The sequence below is a fragment of the Burkholderia lata genome, assembly GCF_000012945.1.
Lineage (GTDB): Bacteria > Pseudomonadota > Gammaproteobacteria > Burkholderiales > Burkholderiaceae > Burkholderia > Burkholderia lata.
In genome coordinates, this window is sequence record NC_007510.1 from 2,383,350 (window position 1) to 2,403,595 (window position 20,246).

General features: G+C 67.8%; 14 protein-coding genes. 8 read left to right on the plus strand and 6 right to left on the minus strand.

The features are described from left to right. Nucleotides 1-12 precede the first annotated feature (12 nt). Together BCEP18194_RS16725 and BCEP18194_RS39775 are read left to right on the plus strand one after the other, a co-directional pair. Entirely contained in the window at nt 13-2,589 is a 2,577-nt protein-coding gene (locus BCEP18194_RS16725; RefSeq protein ID WP_011352463.1) for a [protein-PII] uridylyltransferase, read from the plus strand. Between the two features lie 16 nt (nt 2,590-2,605). Continuing rightward, nucleotides 2,606-4,477 (plus strand): pseudouridine synthase, encoded by a 1,872-nt coding sequence (locus BCEP18194_RS39775; protein ID WP_011352464.1) that lies wholly within the window; start codon nt 2,606-2,608, stop codon nt 4,475-4,477. A gap of 90 nt (nt 4,478-4,567) precedes the next feature. On the opposite strand, the gene def is transcribed toward BCEP18194_RS39775, so the two are convergent. The 5 genes from def to BCEP18194_RS16755 all read right to left on the minus strand — a co-directional run bounded on the left by def (nt 4,568) and on the right by BCEP18194_RS16755 (nt 13,303). After that, a complete protein-coding gene (def, locus tag BCEP18194_RS16735; RefSeq protein ID WP_011352465.1) occupies nt 4,568-5,101 on the minus strand; it encodes a peptide deformylase in 534 nt (177 codons plus the stop codon). Further along, the gene (gene ligA, locus BCEP18194_RS16740; RefSeq protein ID WP_011352466.1) at nt 5,098-7,173 is read right to left on the minus strand and encodes an NAD-dependent DNA ligase LigA; all 2,076 of its coding nucleotides are present in this window, start codon (nt 7,171-7,173) and stop codon (nt 5,098-5,100) included. The genes def and ligA overlap by 4 nt, the downstream gene beginning before the upstream one ends. A 167-nt stretch (nt 7,174-7,340) precedes the next feature. Continuing rightward, a complete protein-coding gene (locus BCEP18194_RS16745) occupies nt 7,341-8,624 on the minus strand; it encodes a cell division protein ZipA C-terminal FtsZ-binding domain-containing protein (protein WP_011352467.1) in 1,284 nt (427 codons plus the stop codon). Nucleotides 8,625-8,709: 85 nt separating this feature from the next. Next, a complete protein-coding gene (smc, locus tag BCEP18194_RS16750) occupies nt 8,710-12,222 on the minus strand; it encodes a chromosome segregation protein SMC (RefSeq protein ID WP_011352468.1) in 3,513 nt (1,170 codons plus the stop codon). Between the two features lie 139 nt (nt 12,223-12,361). Next, complete coding sequence (locus BCEP18194_RS16755; protein WP_011352469.1) at nt 12,362-13,303, minus strand: DMT family transporter; 942 nt, start codon at nt 13,301-13,303, stop codon at nt 12,362-12,364. Between the two features lie 159 nt (nt 13,304-13,462). On the opposite strand from BCEP18194_RS16755, the gene dapC reads away from it, so the two are divergent. From dapC to cls, 6 genes are all read left to right on the plus strand, one after another. Beyond that, a complete protein-coding gene (gene dapC / locus BCEP18194_RS16760; protein ID WP_011352470.1) occupies nt 13,463-14,695 on the plus strand; it encodes a succinyldiaminopimelate transaminase in 1,233 nt (410 codons plus the stop codon). A 43-nt stretch (nt 14,696-14,738) separates the two neighbouring features. Continuing rightward, nucleotides 14,739-15,566, plus strand: coding sequence for a 2,3,4,5-tetrahydropyridine-2,6-dicarboxylate N-succinyltransferase (gene dapD, locus BCEP18194_RS16765; RefSeq protein WP_006478479.1), 828 nt, complete (start codon nt 14,739-14,741; stop codon nt 15,564-15,566). Further along, nucleotides 15,566-15,934 (plus strand): ArsC family reductase, encoded by a 369-nt coding sequence (locus tag BCEP18194_RS16770; protein WP_011352471.1) that lies wholly within the window; start codon nt 15,566-15,568, stop codon nt 15,932-15,934. The genes dapD and BCEP18194_RS16770 overlap by 1 nt, the downstream gene beginning before the upstream one ends. A 90-nt stretch (nt 15,935-16,024) precedes the next feature. Then, on the plus strand, nt 16,025-17,164 hold the full coding sequence (dapE, locus tag BCEP18194_RS16775) for a succinyl-diaminopimelate desuccinylase (protein WP_011352472.1): 1,140 nt from the start codon (nt 16,025-16,027) through the stop codon (nt 17,162-17,164). An 11-nt stretch (nt 17,165-17,175) separates the two neighbouring features. Beyond that, complete coding sequence (prmB, locus tag BCEP18194_RS16780) at nt 17,176-18,084, plus strand: 50S ribosomal protein L3 N(5)-glutamine methyltransferase (protein ID WP_011352473.1); 909 nt, start codon at nt 17,176-17,178, stop codon at nt 18,082-18,084. 108 nt (nt 18,085-18,192) lie between these two features. Further along, entirely contained in the window at nt 18,193-19,632 is a 1,440-nt protein-coding gene (gene cls / locus BCEP18194_RS16785; protein WP_011352474.1) for a cardiolipin synthase, read from the plus strand. A 63-nt stretch (nt 19,633-19,695) separates the two neighbouring features. Here cls and BCEP18194_RS16790 read toward each other — a convergent pair whose 3' ends face one another. Then, nucleotides 19,696-20,175, minus strand: coding sequence for a glutathione peroxidase (locus BCEP18194_RS16790; protein ID WP_011352475.1), 480 nt, complete (start codon nt 20,173-20,175; stop codon nt 19,696-19,698). Nucleotides 20,176-20,246: the final 71 nt, after the last annotated feature.

Here is a 20,246-nt window from a genome sequence, read left to right on the forward strand (position 1 = left end):
GAACGGCCGCCCATGAGCGCTCACGCTGCCCCCTCGCCCGAAGCGCTGTCGCGGCGCGCCGAATTCAAGGCCGCCAAGACGGAGATGCTCGAGCGCTTTCGCCGCGCGGCGAACGTCGCGTCGCTGATGCACGCGCTGTCGAAACTCACCGACGAAGCGCTGAAGCGCGTGTGGGACGACTGCGGGCTGCCCGCGACGCTCGCGCTCGTCGCCGTCGGCGGCTATGGGCGCGGCGAGCTCGCGCCCTATTCCGACGTCGACATCCTCGTGCTGCTGCCCGATGCGCACGACCCGGCGCTCGACGCGCGCATCGAGCGCTTCATCGGCATGGCATGGGATCTCGGCCTCGAGATCGGCAGCAGCGTGCGCACGGTCGCGCAATGCATCGAGGAAGCATCGCAGGACGTCACGGTGCAGACCTCGCTGCTGGAAGCGCGCCGCATCGTCGGCAGCACCGCGCTGTTCGAGCGCTTCACGGTGCACTACCACGAGGCGCTCGACGCCCGCGCGTTCTTCACCGCGAAGGTGCTCGAGATGCGCCAGCGCCACGCGAAATTCCAGGACACGCCGTACAGCCTCGAACCGAACGTGAAGGAAAGCCCGGGCGGGCTGCGCGACCTGCAGACGATCCTCTGGATCGCGCGCGCGGCCGGTTTCGGCAGCAGCTGGCGCGAACTCGACACGCGCGGGCTCATCACCGACCGCGAGGCGCGCGAGCTGCGCCGCAACGAAGGTTTCCTGAAGACGCTGCGCGCGCGGCTGCACGTGATCGCCGGCCGCCGCCAGGACATGCTCGTGTTCGACCTGCAGACGCAAGCGGCCGAGAGCTTCGGTTACGAGCCGACGCAGGCCAAGCGCGCGAGCGAGCAGTTGATGCGCCGCTATTACTGGGCCGCGAAAGCCGTCACGCAGCTCGCGACGATCCTGATCCAGAACATCGAGGCGCAGCTGTTCCCCGCGACGAGCGGCATCACGCGCGTGCTGTCGCCCGACCGCTTCGTCGAGAAGCAGGGCATGCTCGAGATCGTCGACGACGGCGTGTTCGAACGCCACCCCGACGCGATCCTCGAAGCGTTCCTGTTGTACGAGACGACCCGCGGCGTGAAGGGCCTGTCCGCCCGCACGTTGCGCGCGCTGTACAACTCGCGCGAGATCATGAACAACACGTGGCGCCGCGATCCGCAGAACCGCGACACGTTCATGCGGATCCTTCAGCAACCCGAAGGAATCACGCACGCGTTCCGGCTGATGAACCAGACGAGCGTGCTCGGCCGCTACCTGCTGAATTTCCGCCGCATCGTCGGCCAGATGCAGCACGACCTGTACCACGTGTACACGGTCGACCAGCACATCCTGATGGTGTTGCGCAACATCCGCCGCTTCGCGGTGGCCGAGCATGCGCACGAATATCCGTTCTGCAGCCAGTTGATCGGCAACTTCGAGCGCCCTTGGGTGCTGTATGTCGCGGCACTGTTCCACGACATCGCGAAGGGCCGCGGCGGCGATCACTCGACGCTCGGGATGGCCGACGCACGGCGCTTCTGCCGCGAGCACGGTATCGCCAGCGACGACGCGGCGCTGATCGTGTGGCTCGTCCAGCATCACCTGACGATGAGCCAGGTCGCGCAGAAGCAGGACACGAGCGACCCCGAAGTCATCAAGCGCTTTGCCGAAGTCGTCGGCAACGAACGGTACCTCACCGCGCTGTACCTGCTGACCGTCGCCGATATCCGCGGCACGAGCCCGAAGGTGTGGAACACGTGGAAGGGCAAGCTGCTCGAGGACCTGTACCGCATCACGCTCGCGGTGCTCGGCGGGGCCAACCCCGACGCGCATTCGGAGCTGAAGTCGCGGCAGGAGCAGGCGCTCGCGCTGCTGCGCCTCGAGACCGTGCCCGACGACGCGCATCGCACGCTGTGGGATCAGCTCGACGTCGGCTTTTTCCTGCGTCACGACGCGGCCGACATCGCGTGGCAGACACGCGTGCTGTACCGGCATGTGAATGCCGAAACCGCGATCGTCCGCGCGCGGCCGTCGCCGATCGGCGATGCGCTGCAGGTGCTCGTGTACGTGAAGGACCGCCCCGACCTGTTCGCAGGCATCTGTGCGTATTTCGACCGCAACGGGCTGTCGGTGCTCGACGCGCGCGTCAGCACGACGCGGCACGGCTATGCACTCGACAACTTCATCGTCACGCAGACCGAGCGTGACGTGCGGTATCGCGACATCGCGAATCTCGTCGAGCAGCAACTCGCGTCGAGGCTCACCGAAACCGCGCCGCTGCCGGAGCCGTCCAAGGGCCGCCTGTCGAGGCTGTCCCGGACGTTTCCGATCACGCCGCGCGTCGACCTGCGGGCCGACGAGCGCGGCCAGTACTACATCCTGTCCGTGTCGGCCAACGACCGGCCGGGCCTTCTCTATTCGATCGCGCGCGTACTCGCCGAGCATCGGATCGGCGTCCACGCGGCGCGGATCAATACGCTCGGCGAACGCGTCGAGGACATCTTCCTGCTTGCGGGTGCCGGCCTGTCCGACAACCGCCTGCAGATCCAGCTCGAAACCGAATTGCTGCGTGCGATCGCAGTCTGAATGAATTCCAGCGTTTATGCGCACCAAATTAACCGTCAAGAATCCGAAGCCGGCGTCGCCGACCCGCGCCCCTGTCCGCTCCGGCAGCCTCGTCGCACGCAAGGCGGTACGCCCCGCTGCCCCGCCCGCGGGGGACAAGCCGGCCCGCCCGAAGAAGGCGTCCCCGGCCGCCGCCGGCGACCGCCCGTTCAAGCCGCGCGCCGCCGCGGGCGCCGAACGCCCGGGCGCGGATCGCGCCCCGGCCAAGCGTGCGCCGCGTGACGGCGGTGCCGAACGCGGCACGCGTGCCCCTTATCGCGACAACGCGGCCGGTGAAGGCGCGAAGCGCAGCTTCGGCGATCGTCGCACGTCGTCCGATCGCCCGCCGCGTCGCGATGACGATGCACGTCCGCGTCGTGCGGGCTCCAGTGAAGGCGGCGCACGCGCACCTTATCGTGACAACGCATCCGGCGAAGGCGCAAAGCGCAGCTTCGGCGACCGCCGTACGTCGTCCGATCGCCCGCCGCGTCGTGATGACGATGCACGTCCGCGTCGCGCAGGTTCCAGTGAAGGCGGCGCACGCGCACCTTATCGCGACAACGCCGGTGGCGAAGGCGCAAAGCGCAGCTTCGGTGACCGTCGCCCGTCGTCCGATCGCCCGCCGCGTCGCGATGACGACTCACGGCCGCGTCGCGCGGGCAGCGAAGGCGGTGCACGTGCACCGTATCGCGACAACGCAGGCGGTGAAGGTGCAAAACGCAGCTTCGGCGACCGCCGCACGTCGTCGGATCGTCCGCCGCGTCGCGATGACGACTCACGGCCGCGTCGCGCAGGTTCCAGTGAAGGCGGCGCACGCGCACCTTATCGCGACAACGCAGCCGGCGAAGGCGCAAAACGCAGCTTCGGCGACCGCCGCACGTCGTCCGATCGCCCGCCGCGCCGCAACGACGATGACCGACCGCGCCGCGCAGGCGCCGACGACGGCAAGCGCCCGTCGTATCGCGACAAGCCTGCCGGCGAAGGTGCGAAGCGCAGCTTCGGCGACCGCCCGGCCCGCCCCGCACGCGACGGCGAGCGTCGCTCGTTCGGTGCGGTCAAGACCGCGCAACCGGTCAAGCGCGCCTCGGCCGACGTCGACTACGGCGACGAAACGGGCCTGATGCGCCTGTCGAAGCGGATGTCCGAGCTCGGCATGTGCTCGCGCCGCGAAGCTGACGAATGGATCGAAAAGGGCTGGGTGCTTGTCGACGGCGAACGCATCGACACGCTCGGCACCAAGGTCCGCGCCGACCAGAAAATCGAGATCGACGAACGGGCCAGCGCCGCGCAGGCCGCGCAAGTGACGATCCTGCTGCACAAGCCGGTCGGTTACGTGTCGGGCCAGGCGGAAGACGGCTACGAGCCCGCCGCCGTGCTGATCACGCGCGCGAACCGCTGGAGCGGCGACCATTCGCCGGTGCGCTTCTCGCCGCAGCACCTGCACGCACTCGCACCGGCCGGCCGCCTGGACATCGATTCGACCGGCCTGCTCGTGCTGACGCAGAACGGCGTGGTCGCGAAACAGCTGATCGGCGAGCAGTCGGACATCGACAAGGAGTACCTGGTGCGCGTGCGCTTCGGCGAACGGCTGATCGACATCGACCAGCACTTCCCCGCGGAATCGCTCGCGAAGCTGCGTCACGGCCTCGAGCTCGACGGCGTCGCGCTGAAGCCCGCGATGGTGAGCTGGCAGAACGGCGAGCAGTTGCGCTTCGTGCTGCGCGAAGGCAAGAAACGCCAGATCCGCCGCATGTGCGAACTGGTGGGCCTCGACGTGATCGGCCTGAAGCGCGTGCGGATGGGCCGCGTGATGCTCGGCGCGCTGCCGCAGGGACAATGGCGCTATCTGTCGGCCGACGAGACGTTCTGACCGCGAGCGCACACACGTGCGCCACGCAATGAAAAAGCCCGCGCAAGCGGGCTTTTTTGTTTCCTGCGAGAGACCTGGAACGCCGGGCGATCAGTCGTCGGACGCCGGATCGAGCCCCGGGAACAGCACTTCCGTGAAACCGAAGCGCGTGAAGTCGGTGATCCGCATCGGATACAGCTTGCCGATCAGGTGATCGTATTCGTGCTGGACGACGCGCGCGTGAAAACCGTCGGCGACGCGATCGATCTTCTCGCCGTACTGGTCGAAGCCGCTGTAACGCACCTTCGCGTAGCGGCTGACGACGCCGCGCATGCCCGGCACCGACAGGCAGCCCTCCCAGCCCTCTTCCATGTCCGGCGGCATGTACTCGACCTTCGGGTTGATCAGCACGGTCTCCGGTACCGGCGGCGCATCCGGGTAGCGGTTGTTGTTGCCGAAGCCGAAGATGATGAGCTGCAGCCCGATGCCGATCTGCGGCGCGGCCAGCCCGGCGCCGTTCGCATGGTGCATCGTCTCGAACATGTCCGCGACGATCTCGTGCAGTTCGGGGGTATCGAACCGCTCGACCGGCTTGGCGACTTCGAGCAGGCGCGGATCGCCCATCTTCAGGATCTCGCGAATCATGGCGTATTGCCCTCCAGGAGTTGGTGCAGACCGTCTTCGTCCAGCACGGGGATGCCGAGTTCCTCGGCCTTCACGAGCTTGCTGCCGGCTTCGGCGCCCGCGACCACGTAATCCGTCTTCTTCGATACCGAACCGGCGACCTTCGCGCCCGCCGCTTCGAGCATTTCCTTCGCGGCATCGCGCGTGAGCGTCGGCAGCGTGCCCGTCAGCACGACCGTCTTGCCGGCCAGCACGCCCTGCGGCGCCTTCGGCGCAGGCGGCCCTTCCGGCCACGTGACCTTGCCCGGTGCGCGCAACTGCTCGATCACGGTCCGGTTGTGCTCTTCCGCGAAGAACTGATGGAGCGACTCGGCGACAATCGGCCCGACGTCGTTGACTTCGAGCAGTTCTTCGATCGATGCGTCCATGATCGGCGTCAGCGAGCCGAAATGCTTCGCGAGATCCTTCGCGGTCGATTCGCCCACATGACGGATACCCAGCCCGTAGATGAAGCGCGCGAGCGTCGTATGCTTCGCCTTCTCGAGCGAGTCGAGCAGATTCTGTGCCGACTTCTCGGCGAACCGGTCGAGCTCGGCGAGCGTCGCAAAGCCGAGATTGAACAGGTCGGCCGGCGTGCGCACGAGATTCAGCTCGACGAGCTGGTCGATGATCTTCTCGCCGAGCCCGTCGATGTCGAGCGCGCGGCGCTGCGCGAAGTGCCACAGCGCCTGCTTGCGCTGTGCCGGGCAGAACAGGCCGCCCGTGCAGCGCGCGATCGCCTCGTCCGGCAGGCGCTCGATCTTCGAACCGCACACCGGACATTCGGTCGGCATCACGAATTCGGCCGCATCGGCCGGGCGCCGGTCGAGCAGCGCGCCGACCACCTCGGGGATCACGTCGCCCGCGCGGCGCACGATCACGGTATCGCCGATCCGGATGTCCTTGCGTCGTACTTCGTCCTCGTTATGCAGCGTCGCGTTTGTCACGGTCGCACCGCCGACGAACACGGGCTCGAGGCGCGCGACCGGCGTGATCGCGCCCGTGCGGCCGACCTGCACGTCGATCGCGACGAGCTTGGTCAGCGCTTCCTGCGCGGGGAACTTGTGCGCGAGCGCAAAGCGCGGCGCGCGCGACACGAAGCCGAGGCGCTCCTGCTCGTCACGCCGGTTGACCTTGTAGACGACACCGTCGATGTCGTACGGCAGCGATTCGCGCTTCTCGCCAATCTTGCGGAAGAAACCGAGCAAGCCTTCGGCGCCTTGCACGACCTCGCGCTCGCGGTTCACGGGCAGGCCGAGCGACTCGTACCAGTCGAGCAGCGCGCTGTGCGTATCGAGCATCGGCATCCCGTCGAGCACGCCGATCCCGTACGCGAAGAACGACAGCGGACGCTGCGCGGTGATCTTCGAGTCGAGCTGGCGCAAGCTACCGGCCGCCGCGTTGCGCGGGTTCGCGAATTCGCGCTGCTCGGCCGCGCGCTGGCGTTCGTTCAGGCGCGCGAAATCGCGCTTGAACATCAGCACCTCGCCGCGCACGTCGAGTACGGCCGGCACATGCTTACCCTTCAGCTTCAGCGGAATCGAGCGGATCGTGCGCACGTTCTCGGTCACGTCCTCGCCCGTCGTCCCGTCACCGCGCGTCGACGCCTGCACGAATACGCCCTGCTCGTAGCGCAGCGAGATCGCGAGGCCGTCGAACTTCAGCTCGCACGCGTATTCGACAGGCTCCGTCACCGAGCCGGCGAGATCGGTCGTCTTGTCGAGCGCGTCGGCGACACGCTTGTCGAATGCGGCGATGTCCTCGTCGGCGAAGCCGTTGTTCAGCGACAGCATCGGCGCGTCATGGACGACCGGCGTGAAGCCGCCGGCCGCCTCGCCACCGACGCGTTGCGTCGGTGAATCGGGCGTCACGAGTTCGGGATGGTCGGTTTCGAGCTGCTGCAGTTCGCGGAACAACCGGTCGTATTCGGCGTCGGGCAGATCCGGCTGGTCGAGCACGTAGTAGGCGTAGTTCGCCCGCTCGAGTTGATCGCGCAGCCACGCGGCGCGCGCGTCGGGCTGGCTGGCTGGCGGTTCGGCTTGGGTTCGGGCCATGCTGGCGGCAGAGTCGTTCTGAGAAAATCGGATGCCCGATTATCTCAGTTTGCCGCCGCGGCGGGGCGTGCAATGCGCGCCCGATGCGCGTGCTGCAGCGCAAACAGCAACGTGTGCGCTGCAGCGACGAACGGCGGGCGTCGACGCCCGCCGTCCGCGCGTTCGCGTTACTGGCTGAAGAGGCGGCGCGTGACCGGCGAACCGGCCGGGATACCTGCTTCCTCGAGCTTCGCGTACAGCTTCATCAGTTGCTGATCGATCGCGACCAGCGTCGATTCCGGCAGCGGCCGGCGCGAATCGTCGACCACGCGTGCGCCGATCCGTTCGGACAGCGATTTCGCGTAGTCGCACATCAGCCGGAACGGCAGGATGTCCTCTTCGGCGACCGGCACGTCGAGCACCAGCGTGATCATGTTGCCGCCCTTGTACGTGAGATCGTCACGCAGGAAGTTCGTGTCGCCGAACTGCAGCATGAACACCGGGTTCTGCTTCGCGTCGAGCTTCACGAAACGCGTGCCGTCGCGCGACAGCAGCAGCCCGTCCTGCGACGCGACCGCCTGCACGTAGTTCGCCGACCACGGCGCGCCGTCCGACATCACGTTGATCGACAGTTGCGCGTCGCATTGCGCGGCGAACGCGTCGAGCTCGCGCGCCATCGCGACCGTTTCCATCATGTCCGGGAATTCCGGCGCGCCGTCGATCGCGTCGGCGAACTGCTGGACGCCCGTCACGAATTCGGAGAACTCGAGCTCGTTCAGTGCACCGCTGCGGTTCGCGAGCTGCGCGGCCGCACGCAGTTCCTCGTAGCGCACGCCGTTCTGCAGCAACTCCCACTGGCCGCCCTCCGGCTTGCCTTCGATATGCACGGGCTTGCTGCCCGCGCGGCGCAGCCGCTGCGCAGCCGGCAGGATCTTGTCGCCCGGCAGCAACCCGCCGAGGCGGATCGGCACGATGCAGTCGATCCGGCGGTCGACGATCGCCGGCGGTGCCGACGAGATCGTCGTGGCAGCCGGTAGCACGGGTTCGGCCAGCTCCGCCGGTTCAGCATGCGTTTCGTGCGTGGAGGCCGGTGCGGCTTCCTCGCCGGCAACCGGCTCGACCGACTCGGCCGGTGTATCGACACCGGTCGCCTCGGCCTGCAGATCGGCCGGCATGTCGGCCGGCGCTACACCACCGAACGTCGGCTCGACGCGTGCGACTTCGGCCGGCGTGCCGGCTGTGGCGGCCGCCGGAGCCGGCGCCGCGGGCTCGCGCCGCACCGGCTGACGCACCGGCTCGATGAACGGCAATTCTTCTTCGCGTTCGGGGCGATTCATCGCCTCGGCCGCTTCTTCCGGCATCGGGCGCGGCATCCTGCGCCGCACCTTCGCGCCCTGCCATGCGTTGTAAACCACGACGCCGCCCACCACGACGGCGCCCGCGCCGATCAAACCGAGTGTCAACTCGTCCATGCACGCTCCATCAGCAATTCTTGTTCGTCGGAACCGCGAACGGGCGCCCATGCGCCGCGCGAACGCGGTCCGGTTTCGTCAAACGTCAATTCTGGGCAAAACCCGCGGCGGTTTCCATGTCCACCGCGACGATCCGCGACACGCCCTGCTCCTGCATCGTCACGCCGATCAGCTGCTGCGCCATTTCCATCGCGATCTTGTTGTGCGAGATGAACAGGAACTGCGTCTTGTTGGACATCGCGCGCACGAGATTCGCGAAACGCTCGGTGTTCGCGTCGTCGAGCGGCGCGTCGACCTCGTCGAGCAGACAGAACGGCGCAGGGTTCAGCTGGAACATCGCGAACACCAGTGCGGTGGCCGTCAGCGCCTTCTCGCCGCCCGACAGCAGGTGGATCGTCGCGTTCTTCTTGCCCGGCGGCTGCGCCATCACCTGCACGCCGGCATCGAGGATTTCGTCGCCCGTCATGATCAGCTTCGCCTGGCCCCCACCGAAGAGGCGCGGGAACAGGTCGCTGAAGTGGCGGTTGACTTCGTCGAAGGTGCCCTGCAGCAGCGTGCGGGTTTCCTGGTCGATCTTGTGGATCGCGTCCTCGAGCGTCGTGATCGCGTCGATCAGGTCGGCCGACTGCGCGTCGAGGAACACCTTGCGCTCGCTCGCGGCCTTCAGCTCGTCGAGCGCGGCCATGTTCACCGGGCCGAGCGCGTTGATCGCGTTGTTCAGGCGCGTGACTTCGCCCTGCAGGTACGACGGTTTCAGATCCGGCGTGAGCTTCTCGCGCAGCGCTTCCTCGTCGACCTCGGCCGTCGTCAGTTGCTCCGCGAACTGCTCGACCGACAGGCGCGCGGCCTGCTCCTTCAACTGCAATTCGGTGATGCGATCGCGCAGCGGCTGCAGCGAGCGCTCGGCGACGAGCCGCTGCTCGTCCGACGCGCGCAGTTTGGCGGTCAGGTCGTCGAGTTCGATCCGCGCGGCCTGCAGTGCCTCTTCCTTCACCGCGCGAATCTCGAGCGCGTCCTGCAGGCCCGTGTGCGCGGTCTGCTCGTTGATCGTCTCGAGCTCGGCGCGCGCGTCTTCCAGCGATCCGGCGACGCGCTCGCTCTGCTCGTGCGCGACCTGGATGCTGCGCTTGAGCTCGTCGATCCGCGTCACTGCATTGCGTGCTGCGAAGCGCGCGTCGTTCGCGCCGCGCTCCAGGTCACGCGCTTCCTGACGCGCCTGCGTCAGCGATTCGTCGAGCGCCTCGAATGCGAGCTGGTTGTCCTCGAAGCGCGCCTGCAGTTCTGCAAGTTCGCCGTCGAAACGCTCGAAATTCGCTTCCGACTCCGCGCGCATCGCGCGCTGCTCTTCGATCTGCGCGCCGATTTCCTCGAGTTCCTCGCGGATCTGCGTGCTGCGCTGCGTGTAACGTTCGTGCGCCTGCGCGAGCTTCAGCACGTCCATCTGCAGCGCGTGCACGCGCTGCGTCGCCCGCTCGGCCTGTGCACGCACGTCGCCGAGCGCCTGCGTGGCCTGCGTGTGCGCGGCTTCCGCACGCACGGCGGCCGTGCGCGCCTCGTCGGCGAGCAGCGCCTGCGCACGCACCTGGCGCGTCAGGTTTTCGATTTCCTGCTGGCGGGCCAGCATCCCGGCCTGCTCCGAATCGGCGGCATACAGCTGCACGCCGACACGCGTGACGATATGGCCGGCCTTGACGACGAACGAGCCGCCTGCCGGCAGTTGCCTGCGCGTTGCAAGTGCCTGCGCGATGTCGTCGGCGACGTACACGTTGCCGAGCCAGTCGTTCAGCACCGCGCGGATGCCCGCATCGTCGATGCGCACGAGCGACAGCACCGGACGCAGGCCGGCCACGGCCGCCGGCGGTTCGCCGGCCGCGGGCGGCGCGTAGAACGCGAGCTTCGCGGGCGGTGCATCGGTGGCGAATGCCTTCACCCAGTCGAGATTCGACACTTCGAGCGCGGCGAGGCGCTCGCGCAGCACGGCTTCGAGCGCGGCTTCCCAGCCCGCTTCGACATGCAGCTTCTTCCACAGACGCGGCAGCGCACCGAGTTCGTGCTTGTCGAGCCACGGCTGCACCTTGCCTTCGGTCTGCACGTTTTCCTGCAGCTGCTTCAGCGCGGCGAGGCGCGCCTCGAGCTGGTGGATCTGCGCGGCTTCGGCCTGCACGCGCTCCTGCGCGGCACGGCGTTCACCATCGAGGCGCGGCACGGTTTCCTGCGCGTCGGCGAGGCGCGCCTGCGCTTCGGCCAGGATCTCTTCCTGCTCGGCGAGCTGCATGCGCAGCTCCTCGAGCTGCGCTTCATCCGGCGCATCGAGCCCGCCCGCTTCGCTCTTCAGGCGCTCATGGCGCTGCTGAAGCTGCTGGAGCTGCTGGTCGGCGTTACGCTGGTGTGCCGCTTCGAGCTTCAGCGACTGTTCGGTCTGCGCGATCCGCGCGCGCTCGTCGTTGAGCTGCGCCTGTGCATCGCGGAATTTCGCTTCGAGCGCCGGCAGCGCGTCGTGCTTCGCGGCGGCGTTGTCTTCGGCGAGCGCGGCCTTCTCGTCGGCCATCGCGCGCGCTTCTTCGGCCTCTTCGAGCTCGTCCTGCGCCTTCTCGGCCTGCGCGCGCCATTGCTCGCGCTGCGCATTGAGTGCGGCGATCTGCGCCTGCACGCGATTGCGCGATTCGACGATGAACTTGATCTCGGCTTCGAGGCGGCTCACCTCGGCGTTCGCTTCGTAAAGCGAACCCTGTGCGCCCTGCATCGCGTCGCTTGCCGAGTAGTGCGCCACGCGCAGCGTCTCGAGTTGCGCCTCGACCTCGCGCAGCTTTGCCGTCTGCGCCTCCAGGTCGATCTGCGCCTGTTCGATCGCGCGCTGCTGCTTCTGCTGCTCGCCGGCGGCCTCGTTCTTGCGCAGCAGCCACAACAGGCGCTGCTTCTCCTCGCCATCGGCGACGAGTTCCTTGTACTTGGTGGCCACGACGGCCTGCGCCTCGAGCTTCTCGAGGTTCGCGCCGAGTTCGCGGACGATGTCCTCGACGCGCGTCAGGTTCTCGCGCGTGTCGTGCAGGCGGTTCTCGGTTTCGCGGCGGCGTTCCTTGTACTTCGACACGCCCGCGGCTTCCTCGAGGAACACGCGCAGCTCTTCCGGCTTCGCCTCGATGATCCGCGCGATCATGCCCTGCCCGATGATCGCGTACGCACGCGGCCCGAGGCCGGTACCGAGGAAGATGTCCTGGATGTCGCGGCGGCGCGCCGGCAGGTTGTTGATGTAGTAACTCGACGTGCCGTCGCGCGTGAGCACGCGCTTCACGGCGATCTCGCCGTACTGGCCCCACTGGCCGGCCGCGCGGCCGTCGGAGTTGTCGAAGATCAGTTCGACACTGGCCCGGCTGCCGGGCTTGCGGGCGGTCGAGCCGTTGAAGATCACGTCCTGCATCGATTCGCCGCGCAGCTCGGACGCGCGCGACTCGCCGAGCACCCAGCGCACGGCATCGATGATGTTGGACTTGCCGCACCCGTTCGGGCCCACCACGCCGACAAGCTGGCCCGGAACCTGGAAATGCGTGGGATCGACAAAGGATTTGAAGCCAGCGAGTTTGATCGAGCTCAGACGCACGGCGGTATCGGATGTGAAGAAGGTGTGAAACGGACGGAGCCGCACTGCGCGAGGCCGGACGGCCCATGCGCGCGATGCGCCCCGGAATTCAAAAGCGGGGCCGCGCGCATACAGCGTTGGGCCCCGCAAACGGCTTCCATCATACCATCGCGCGTGCGCCGTCCCGACCGTCGCCGGGTTTATCCGGTGCCGGCGCGGCGCGATGGACCCGGCTCGACAGCAGCGTCGCCAGCACGATGCACGCGCCGCCCGCCCACTCGCGCGCGGTCGGCAGCTCGTTCGCGAACACCCACGCCGACAGCGCGGTGATCACGATCTCGAACAGCATGATGATCGACGCACGGTTCGCCGGCACGCGCGCCAGCCCGTACTGCACGAGCAGGTTGTTCGACGCCATCGTCACGCCGATCGCGACGATGATCAGCGCGGCCGTGCCGAGGTGGCCGCCCGCCGGCGCAGCCGGTATCCCCTCGAACAGCGACGCGATCGCGCCGAACACGGCCGCGCCGCCGAACAGCGTCGCGGTGCGCATCTCGGCGCGCATCTCCGGCAGCTCGCGGCTCGCCTTGATCACGAGCACGTTGCTCATCGCGAAACTCAACCCGGCCGCGAGACCGGCCCATTCCGCCGGGCTGGCCGGCAGCGGCAGGCCGAGCTTCGGCGACCACAGCATCAGCATCGCGCCGCCGATCGACAGCGCCGCGAGCCCCGCGCCGGCCCAGGTCAGCCGCTCGCGCAGCAGGAAATGTGCGTAGATCGCGGTCCACGCGGGGGTCAGGTAGAACAGCAGCATCACGCGCAGCACTTCACCGTGGATCGTGCCCCACACGAACCCGAGGTTCGTCACGCCGGCCGTCACCGCGATGCCGGGCAGCACCCAGTGCCAGCGCAGCGTCGCGATCGTGCGGTGTCGCGCGACGATCACGAACAGGAAGGCGACGAGGCTCGTCAGCGCGCTCGCCAGCGTGCCCGTCACGCCGAGCGATGCCAGAATCCGCAGCGGATACCAGATCAGGCCCCATACCGATGCGCCGATCAGGATGGCCAGCGTCGGCAGGCTGCCGCGTACCGCGTTATTCATTTGGTTCAATACCCTTTATTCGACCGGCCCGGCCGCCGTTCCGGCAGGCCGTGACCGCATTCCGTCACGCTATAATCGTCCGTTGCGACCCGCGCGCCATCGGCGCCCGTTCGCAGCCGCGCGGCGCGCCCGCCGCTTCTTTCGCTCCAACCGGCCGCGATGGCCGCTTCGCCCGTGAACCCTCGACTCGACTCGCTCCAGCCCTATCCCTTCGAAAAGCTGCGCGCCCTGTTCAAGGACGTGACGCCCTCCGGCGCCCTCAAACCGATCAGCTTCGGCATCGGCGAGCCCAAACATGCCACCCCGGCGCTGATCCGCGACGCCGTGGTCGCAGCGCTCGACGGTCTCGCGTCGTACCCGGCCACCGCCGGCTCGGACGCGCTGCGCACGTCGATCGCGCACTGGCTCGAGCGCCGCTACGGGCTGCCGGCCATCGATCCGGCCACGCAGGTGCTGCCCGTGTCGGGGTCGCGCGAGGCGCTGTTCTCGCTTGCGCAGACGGTGATCGACGCACGCCCGTCCGAACAGGGCGAGAAGGCGATCGTACTCTGTCCGAATCCTTTCTATCAAATTTACGAAGGCGCCGCGCTGCTGGCCGGTGCCGAACCCTATTTCGCGAACAGCGACCCGGCCCGCAACTTCGCGTGCGACTACGCGTCCGTGCCGGACGCGGTCTGGGCGCGCACGCAACTGCTGTACGTCTGCTCGCCGGGCAACCCGACGGGCGCCGTGCTGACGCTCGACGACTGGCGCGAGTTGTTCGCGCTGTCCGACCGCCACGGTTTCGTGATCGCGTCCGACGAGTGCTATTCGGAAATCTATTTCGACGAAGCGGCGCCGCCGCTCGGCGGCCTCGAGGCCGCGCACCGCCTCGGCCGCGGCTTCGAGCGGCTCGTGATGCTGTCGAGCCTGTCGAAGCGCTCGAACGTGCCGGGCATGCGCTCGGGCTTCGTCGCCGGCGACGCGGCGCTGCTGAAGAAATTCCTGCTGTACCGCACGTACCACGGCGCGGCGCTGTCGCCGGTCTGGCAGCACGCGAGCATCGCCGCGTGGAACGACGAGGCGCACGTGCGCGAGAACCGCGCGCTGTACCTGCAGAAGTTCAATACCGTCACGCCGCTGCTGGCCGACGTGATCGACGTGAAGCTGCCCGACGCGGCGTTCTACCTGTGGGCCAACGTGTCGCGCACCGGGCTGTCGGACACCGAGTTCGCCCGCCGCCTGTACGCCGACTATAATGTGACGGTTCTGCCCGGCTCGTACCTGGCGCGCGACGCGCACGGCACGAATCCGGGCCGCGATTTCATCCGGATCGCGCTCGTCGCGGGCACCCCCGAATGCGTCGAGGGCGCGCAACGCATCGTCGATTTCTGCCGCTCTCTCGCGCGGTAATCGTCCATCCGATCAATTCCATCCATCTCCTGCGAAAACGAACATGTCGCAACAACTTCAGCAAATCATCGATACCGCCTGGGAAAACCGCGCCGAGCTGTCGCCGAAGGCCGCACCGGCCGACGTCCGCGAAGCCGTCGCGCACGCGATCGAGCAGCTCGACAAAGGCGCGCTGCGCGTGGCCGAGAAGATCGACGGCAACTGGACCGTGCACCAGTGGCTGAAGAAGGCCGTGCTGCTGTCGTTCCGCCTGGAGGACAACGCACCGATGCCCGCCGGCGGCTACTCGCAGTTCTACGACAAGGTGCCGTCGAAGTTCGCGAACTACACGGCTGAAGATTTCGCCGCGGGCGGCTTCCGCGTCGTCCCTCCGGCCATCGCGCGCCGCGGCTCGTTCATCGCGAAGAACGTCGTGCTGATGCCGTCGTACACCAACATCGGCGCGTACGTCGACGAAGGCACGATGGTCGACACGTGGGCAACGGTCGGTTCGTGCGCGCAGATCGGCAAGAACGTGCACCTGTCGGGTGGCGTCGGCATCGGCGGCGTGCTCGAGCCGCTGCAGGCGAACCCGGTCATCATCGAAGACAACTGCTTCATCGGCGCGCGCTCGGAAGTCGTCGAAGGCGTGATCGTCGAGGAAAACTCGGTGATCTCGATGGGCGTGTACCTCGGTCAGAGCACCAAGATCTACGATCGCGAGACGGGCGAAGTCAGCTACGGCCGCATCCCGGCCGGCTCGGTCGTGGTCGCCGGCAACCTGCCGTCGAAGGATGGCTCGCACAGCCTGTACTGCGCGGTGATCGTCAAGAAGGTCGACGCGAAGACCCGCGCGAAGGTCGGCCTGAACGAGCTGCTGCGAGGCGACTGATGGCAAAGCCGCACACCGTGGTCGTCTACGGCATTCCGAACTGCGACACCGTGAAGAAGGCCCGCGTGTGGCTCGACGATCACGGCGTCGAATTCGAGTTTCACGACTTCAAGAAGCTCGGTGTCAGCGCACCGCTCGTCGAGGACTGGCTGAAGGACGTGTCGCTCGACGCGCTCGTCAACAAGCGCGGCACGACGTGGCGCGGCCTGGACGACGCGATGAAGGCGGCCGCCGAAACGAAGGCCGGCGCGGTCGCGCTGATGATCCACAAGCCGTCGGTCATCAAGCGCCCCGTGCTGGTGGTCAACGGCCGCGTGAAATCGCTCGGCTTCGCGGCCGATCAATACGCGGCGCTGTTTGCCGCATAGGGCTGCCCGCGCTGCGCCTGTCGGCGCAGCCCGACGTCTTGTCGCTGCCGGCCACCGCGCCGGCATTTTTTATCGAAAGTGGTCCGAACCATGTCCGCCACCCTAGCCCTTACCGAACAGCTGATCGCCCGCGCGTCCGTGACGCCCGACGACCAGCATTGCCAGCAGATCATGACCGAGCGCCTCACCGCGCTCGGCTTCGAATGCGAGACCATCGCGTCGCACGGCGTGACCAACCTGTGGGCCGTCAAGCGCGGCACCGACGGCCGCGACGGCAAGCTGCTCGCGTTCGCGGGCCACACCGACGTCGTGCCGACCGGCCCGCTCGAGCAGTGGAGCTCGCCGCCGTTCATCCCCGCCCATCGTGACGGCAAGCTGTACGGCCGCGGCGCGGCCGACATGAAGACATCGCTCGCGGCATTCGTCGTCGCGTCCGAGGAATTCGTCGCGGCCCATCCCGGCCACCGCGGCACGATCGCGTTCCTGATCACGAGCGACGAGGAAGGCCCCGCCACCGACGGCACCGTGAAGGTCGTCGAGCTGCTCGAAGCGCGCGGCGAACGCATGGACTACTGCATCGTCGGCGAGCCGACGTCGACCACCGAGCTTGGTGATGTCGTGAAGAACGGCCGCCGCGGCTCGATGTCGGGCGAACTGGTCGTCAAGGGCGTGCAGGGCCACATCGCGTATCCGCACCTCGCGAAGAACCCGATCCACCTGCTCGCGCCGGCGCTCGCCGAGCTCGCCGCCGAGCAGTGGGACGAAGGCAACGAATACTTCCCGCCGACCACCTGGCAGGTGTCGAACCTGCACGCCGGTACCGGTGCGTCCAACGTGATTCCCGGCCACGCCGACCTGCTGTTCAACTTCCGCTTCTCGACCGCCAGCACGGTCGAGGGCCTGCAGGCACGCGTGCACGCGATTCTCGACAAGCATGGCCTCGAATACACGCTGAAGTGGTCGGTGAGCGGCCTGCCGTTCCTCACGCCGCGCGGCGAGCTGTCGGGCGCGCTGGAAAACGCGATCCGCACCGAAACCGGCATCACGACCGAACTGTCGACGACGGGCGGCACGTCGGACGGCCGCTTCATCGCGCGCATCTGCCCGCAGGTGATCGAGTTCGGCCCGCCGAACGGCAGCATCCACAAGATCGACGAGCACATCGAAGTGCGCTTCGTCGACCCGCTGAAGAACGTGTACCGCCGCGTGCTCGAACAACTGATCGCCTGATGGAGCCTCGCATGACGACACCTTTTGCCACTGTTCGCGACCTGCTGCGCTACGCGGTCACGCGCTTCTCGAAGGCGAAGCTCGCGTTCGGCCACGGCTCCGACAACGCGTACGACGAAGCAGCCTACCTCGTGCTGCGCACGCTCGACCTGCCGCTCGACACGCTCGAGCCGTTCCTCGACGCGCGGCTGCTGCCCGACGAAATCGCGGCCGTGCTCGCGGTGATCGAACGGCGCGCGACCGACCGCGTGCCGGCCGCGTACCTCACGCATGAAGCGTGGATGCACGGCCACCGCTTCTACGTCGACGAACGCGTGATCGTGCCGCGCTCGTTCATCGGCGAACTGCTCGACGACGGGCTGCAGCCGTACGTCGCCGATCCCGAGCAAGTCGGCGCGGTGCTCGAGCTGTGCACGGGCTCCGGCTGCCTCGCGATCCTCGCGGCGAGTGCGTTCCCGAACGCCGAGATCGATGCGGTCGACCTGTCCGACAAGGCGCTCGAAGTCGCCGAGATCAACGTGCGCGACTACGGCCTCGAAGACCGCGTCGGGCTGCATCGCGGCGACCTCTACGCGCCGCTGCCCGCGTTCCGCACCGACCCGGGCTCGCGCTATGACGTGATCCTGACGAACCCGCCGTACGTGAACGCGTCGTCGATGGCCGCGCTGCCGCCCGAATACCGGCACGAGCCGGAGATGGCGCTTGCCGGTGGCGATGACGGGATGGACATCGTGCGACGCATCGTCGCCGAGGCCCATCGCTGGCTGCACGACGACGGCGTGCTCGTCGTCGAGATCGGCAACGAGCGCGAAAACGTCGAAGCCGCGTTCGGCGGCCTCGAGCTCACGTGGCTGCCCACCAGCGCGGGCGACGACGCCGTATTCCTGATCCAGGCGTCGGATCTGCCCCGCAAGGCCTGAGCGTTCCCGGCTCGCCCACCGTGCGGTGCACCGTTGCGCCGCACGGTTGGGTAAGATGCGCGTAGGCGGCCGCCCGGCCGCGCGACCTCAGGAGTCCGTCACGCGCCCATGACCCTCGACTGGCTACATCTCGGCACCCTGATCCTGACCATCCACGTGCTCGGGATCGTCGCGGCGTGCCACGCGATCATGAACACGCGCACGTCGCAAGGCGCGATCGCGTGGGCCGTCTCGCTCGCGGCCATGCCGTACCTGACGCTCATTCCGTACCTGTTCCTCGGCCGCAGCAAGTTCTCCGGCTACGTCGACGCCCGGCGCCACGAGCTGGAAATGTTGCGCATGCACACACCGCGCTCGCCGTGGCTCAGCACCGATGCGACCGACGGGCCGGCCGCCGATGCAATCGGCCAGGCCGCGGTGCTCGCGCTCACGCGGCTCGGCGGCATGCCGTTCCTCGGCGGCAATTCGGTGCGCACGCTGGTGAACGGCGACGCGACGTTCTCGGCGATCCTGGCGGCCATCGACGCCGCGCGCGACTACGTGGTGGTGCAGTTCTTCATCGTGCGCGACGATGCGCTCGGCCGGATGCTGCGCGACTCGCTGCTCGCGCGTGCGGCAGCCGGCGTGCGCTGCTGCCTGCTGTACGACAGCATCGGCAGCTTCGACCTGCCGCACAGCTACGTCGACACGTTGCGCCGGGGCGGCGTGGAGGTCCACCCGTTCGCGACCAACCGGAAGTTCGTCAACCGCTTCCAGCTCAACTTCCGCAACCACCGCAAGATCGTCGTCGTCGACGGCAATCGCGCGTTCGTCGGCGGCCACAACGTCGGCGTCGAGTATCTCGGCGCGAAGCCGCGCCTGTCGCCGTGGCGCGACACGCACATCGAGATCCGCGGGCCGGTGGTCGCGAGCATCCAGTACGTGTTCGCCGAAGACTGGCACTGGGCGACGCAGAAGCTGCCGCCGCTCGCGTTGCCGCCGCCCGCGCAGCCCGGCGACAACATGCATTGCCTCGCGGTGCCGATGGGGCCGGCCGACAAGCAGGAGACGGGCTCGCTGTTCTTCGTCGAGGCGATCAACGCCGCGCGCGAGCGGGTCTGGATCACCACGCCGTACCTCGTCCCCGACGAAGCCGTGATCTCCGCGTTGAAGCTCGCCGTGATGCGCGGCGTCGACGTGCGCATCCTGATCCCGAGCCGGCGCGATCACTACGTGGTGTTCGAAGCGTCGAAGCTGTACGCACGCGACCTGGTCGATGCGGGCGTCAAGGTGTTCCGCTACCGGCCCGGCTTTCTGCACCAGAAGGTCGTGCTGATCGACCGCATCGCGGCGGCGATCGGCAGCGCGAATCTCGACAACCGCTCGTTCCGCCTCAATTTCGAGATCATGGTGCTGACCGTCGACCGCACGTTCGCCGACGAGGTCGAGAAAATGCTCGACGCAGATTTCGCGCAGGCGTACGAGGTCGATGCGAGCGAATACCGCCGGTCGCCCGCCTGGCGGCGCATCGCGATGCACGTCGCGCGGCTGTTCGCACCGATCCTCTAACGGCCGGGACGGCGGCGGCGGCCGTGCGATCCGCACCGGCGCCGCGAACGCCGCCGGCCGCCGTCACAGCAGCTTGTCGATATCCGCGGCGATTTCGTCCGGCTTGGTCGACGGCGCGTAGCGCTTGACGATGCGCCCTTCGCGATCGACCAGGAATTTCGTGAAATTCCACTTGATCGCCTTGAGGCCGAGAATGCCGGGCGCCTCGTCGGTCAGGTAGCGGTACAGCGGATGCGCATGGTCGCCCTTCACGTCGATCTTCGCGAACATCGGGAACGTGACGCCGTAATTGCGCTCGCAGAACGCGCCGATTTGCGCGGCGTCGCCGGGCTCCTGCTTGCCGAACTGGTTGCACGGGAAGCCGAGCACATAGAAACCGCGCGCCGCGTACTGGTCGTACAGCTTCTGCAGGCCCGCGTACTGCGGCGTGAAACCACACTCGCTCGCGGTGTTGACGATCAGCAGCACCTTGCCGCGATACGCGTCGAGCGAGGCCGGCGCGCCGGCAAGCGTCTCTGCGCTGAACGAATACAGGGTGGACATCGGGCACTCCTTTTACGAAACCGGATCGACGTGGAGTCTAGGCGAAATTGCCCCGTTGCGGCATCCGCCGA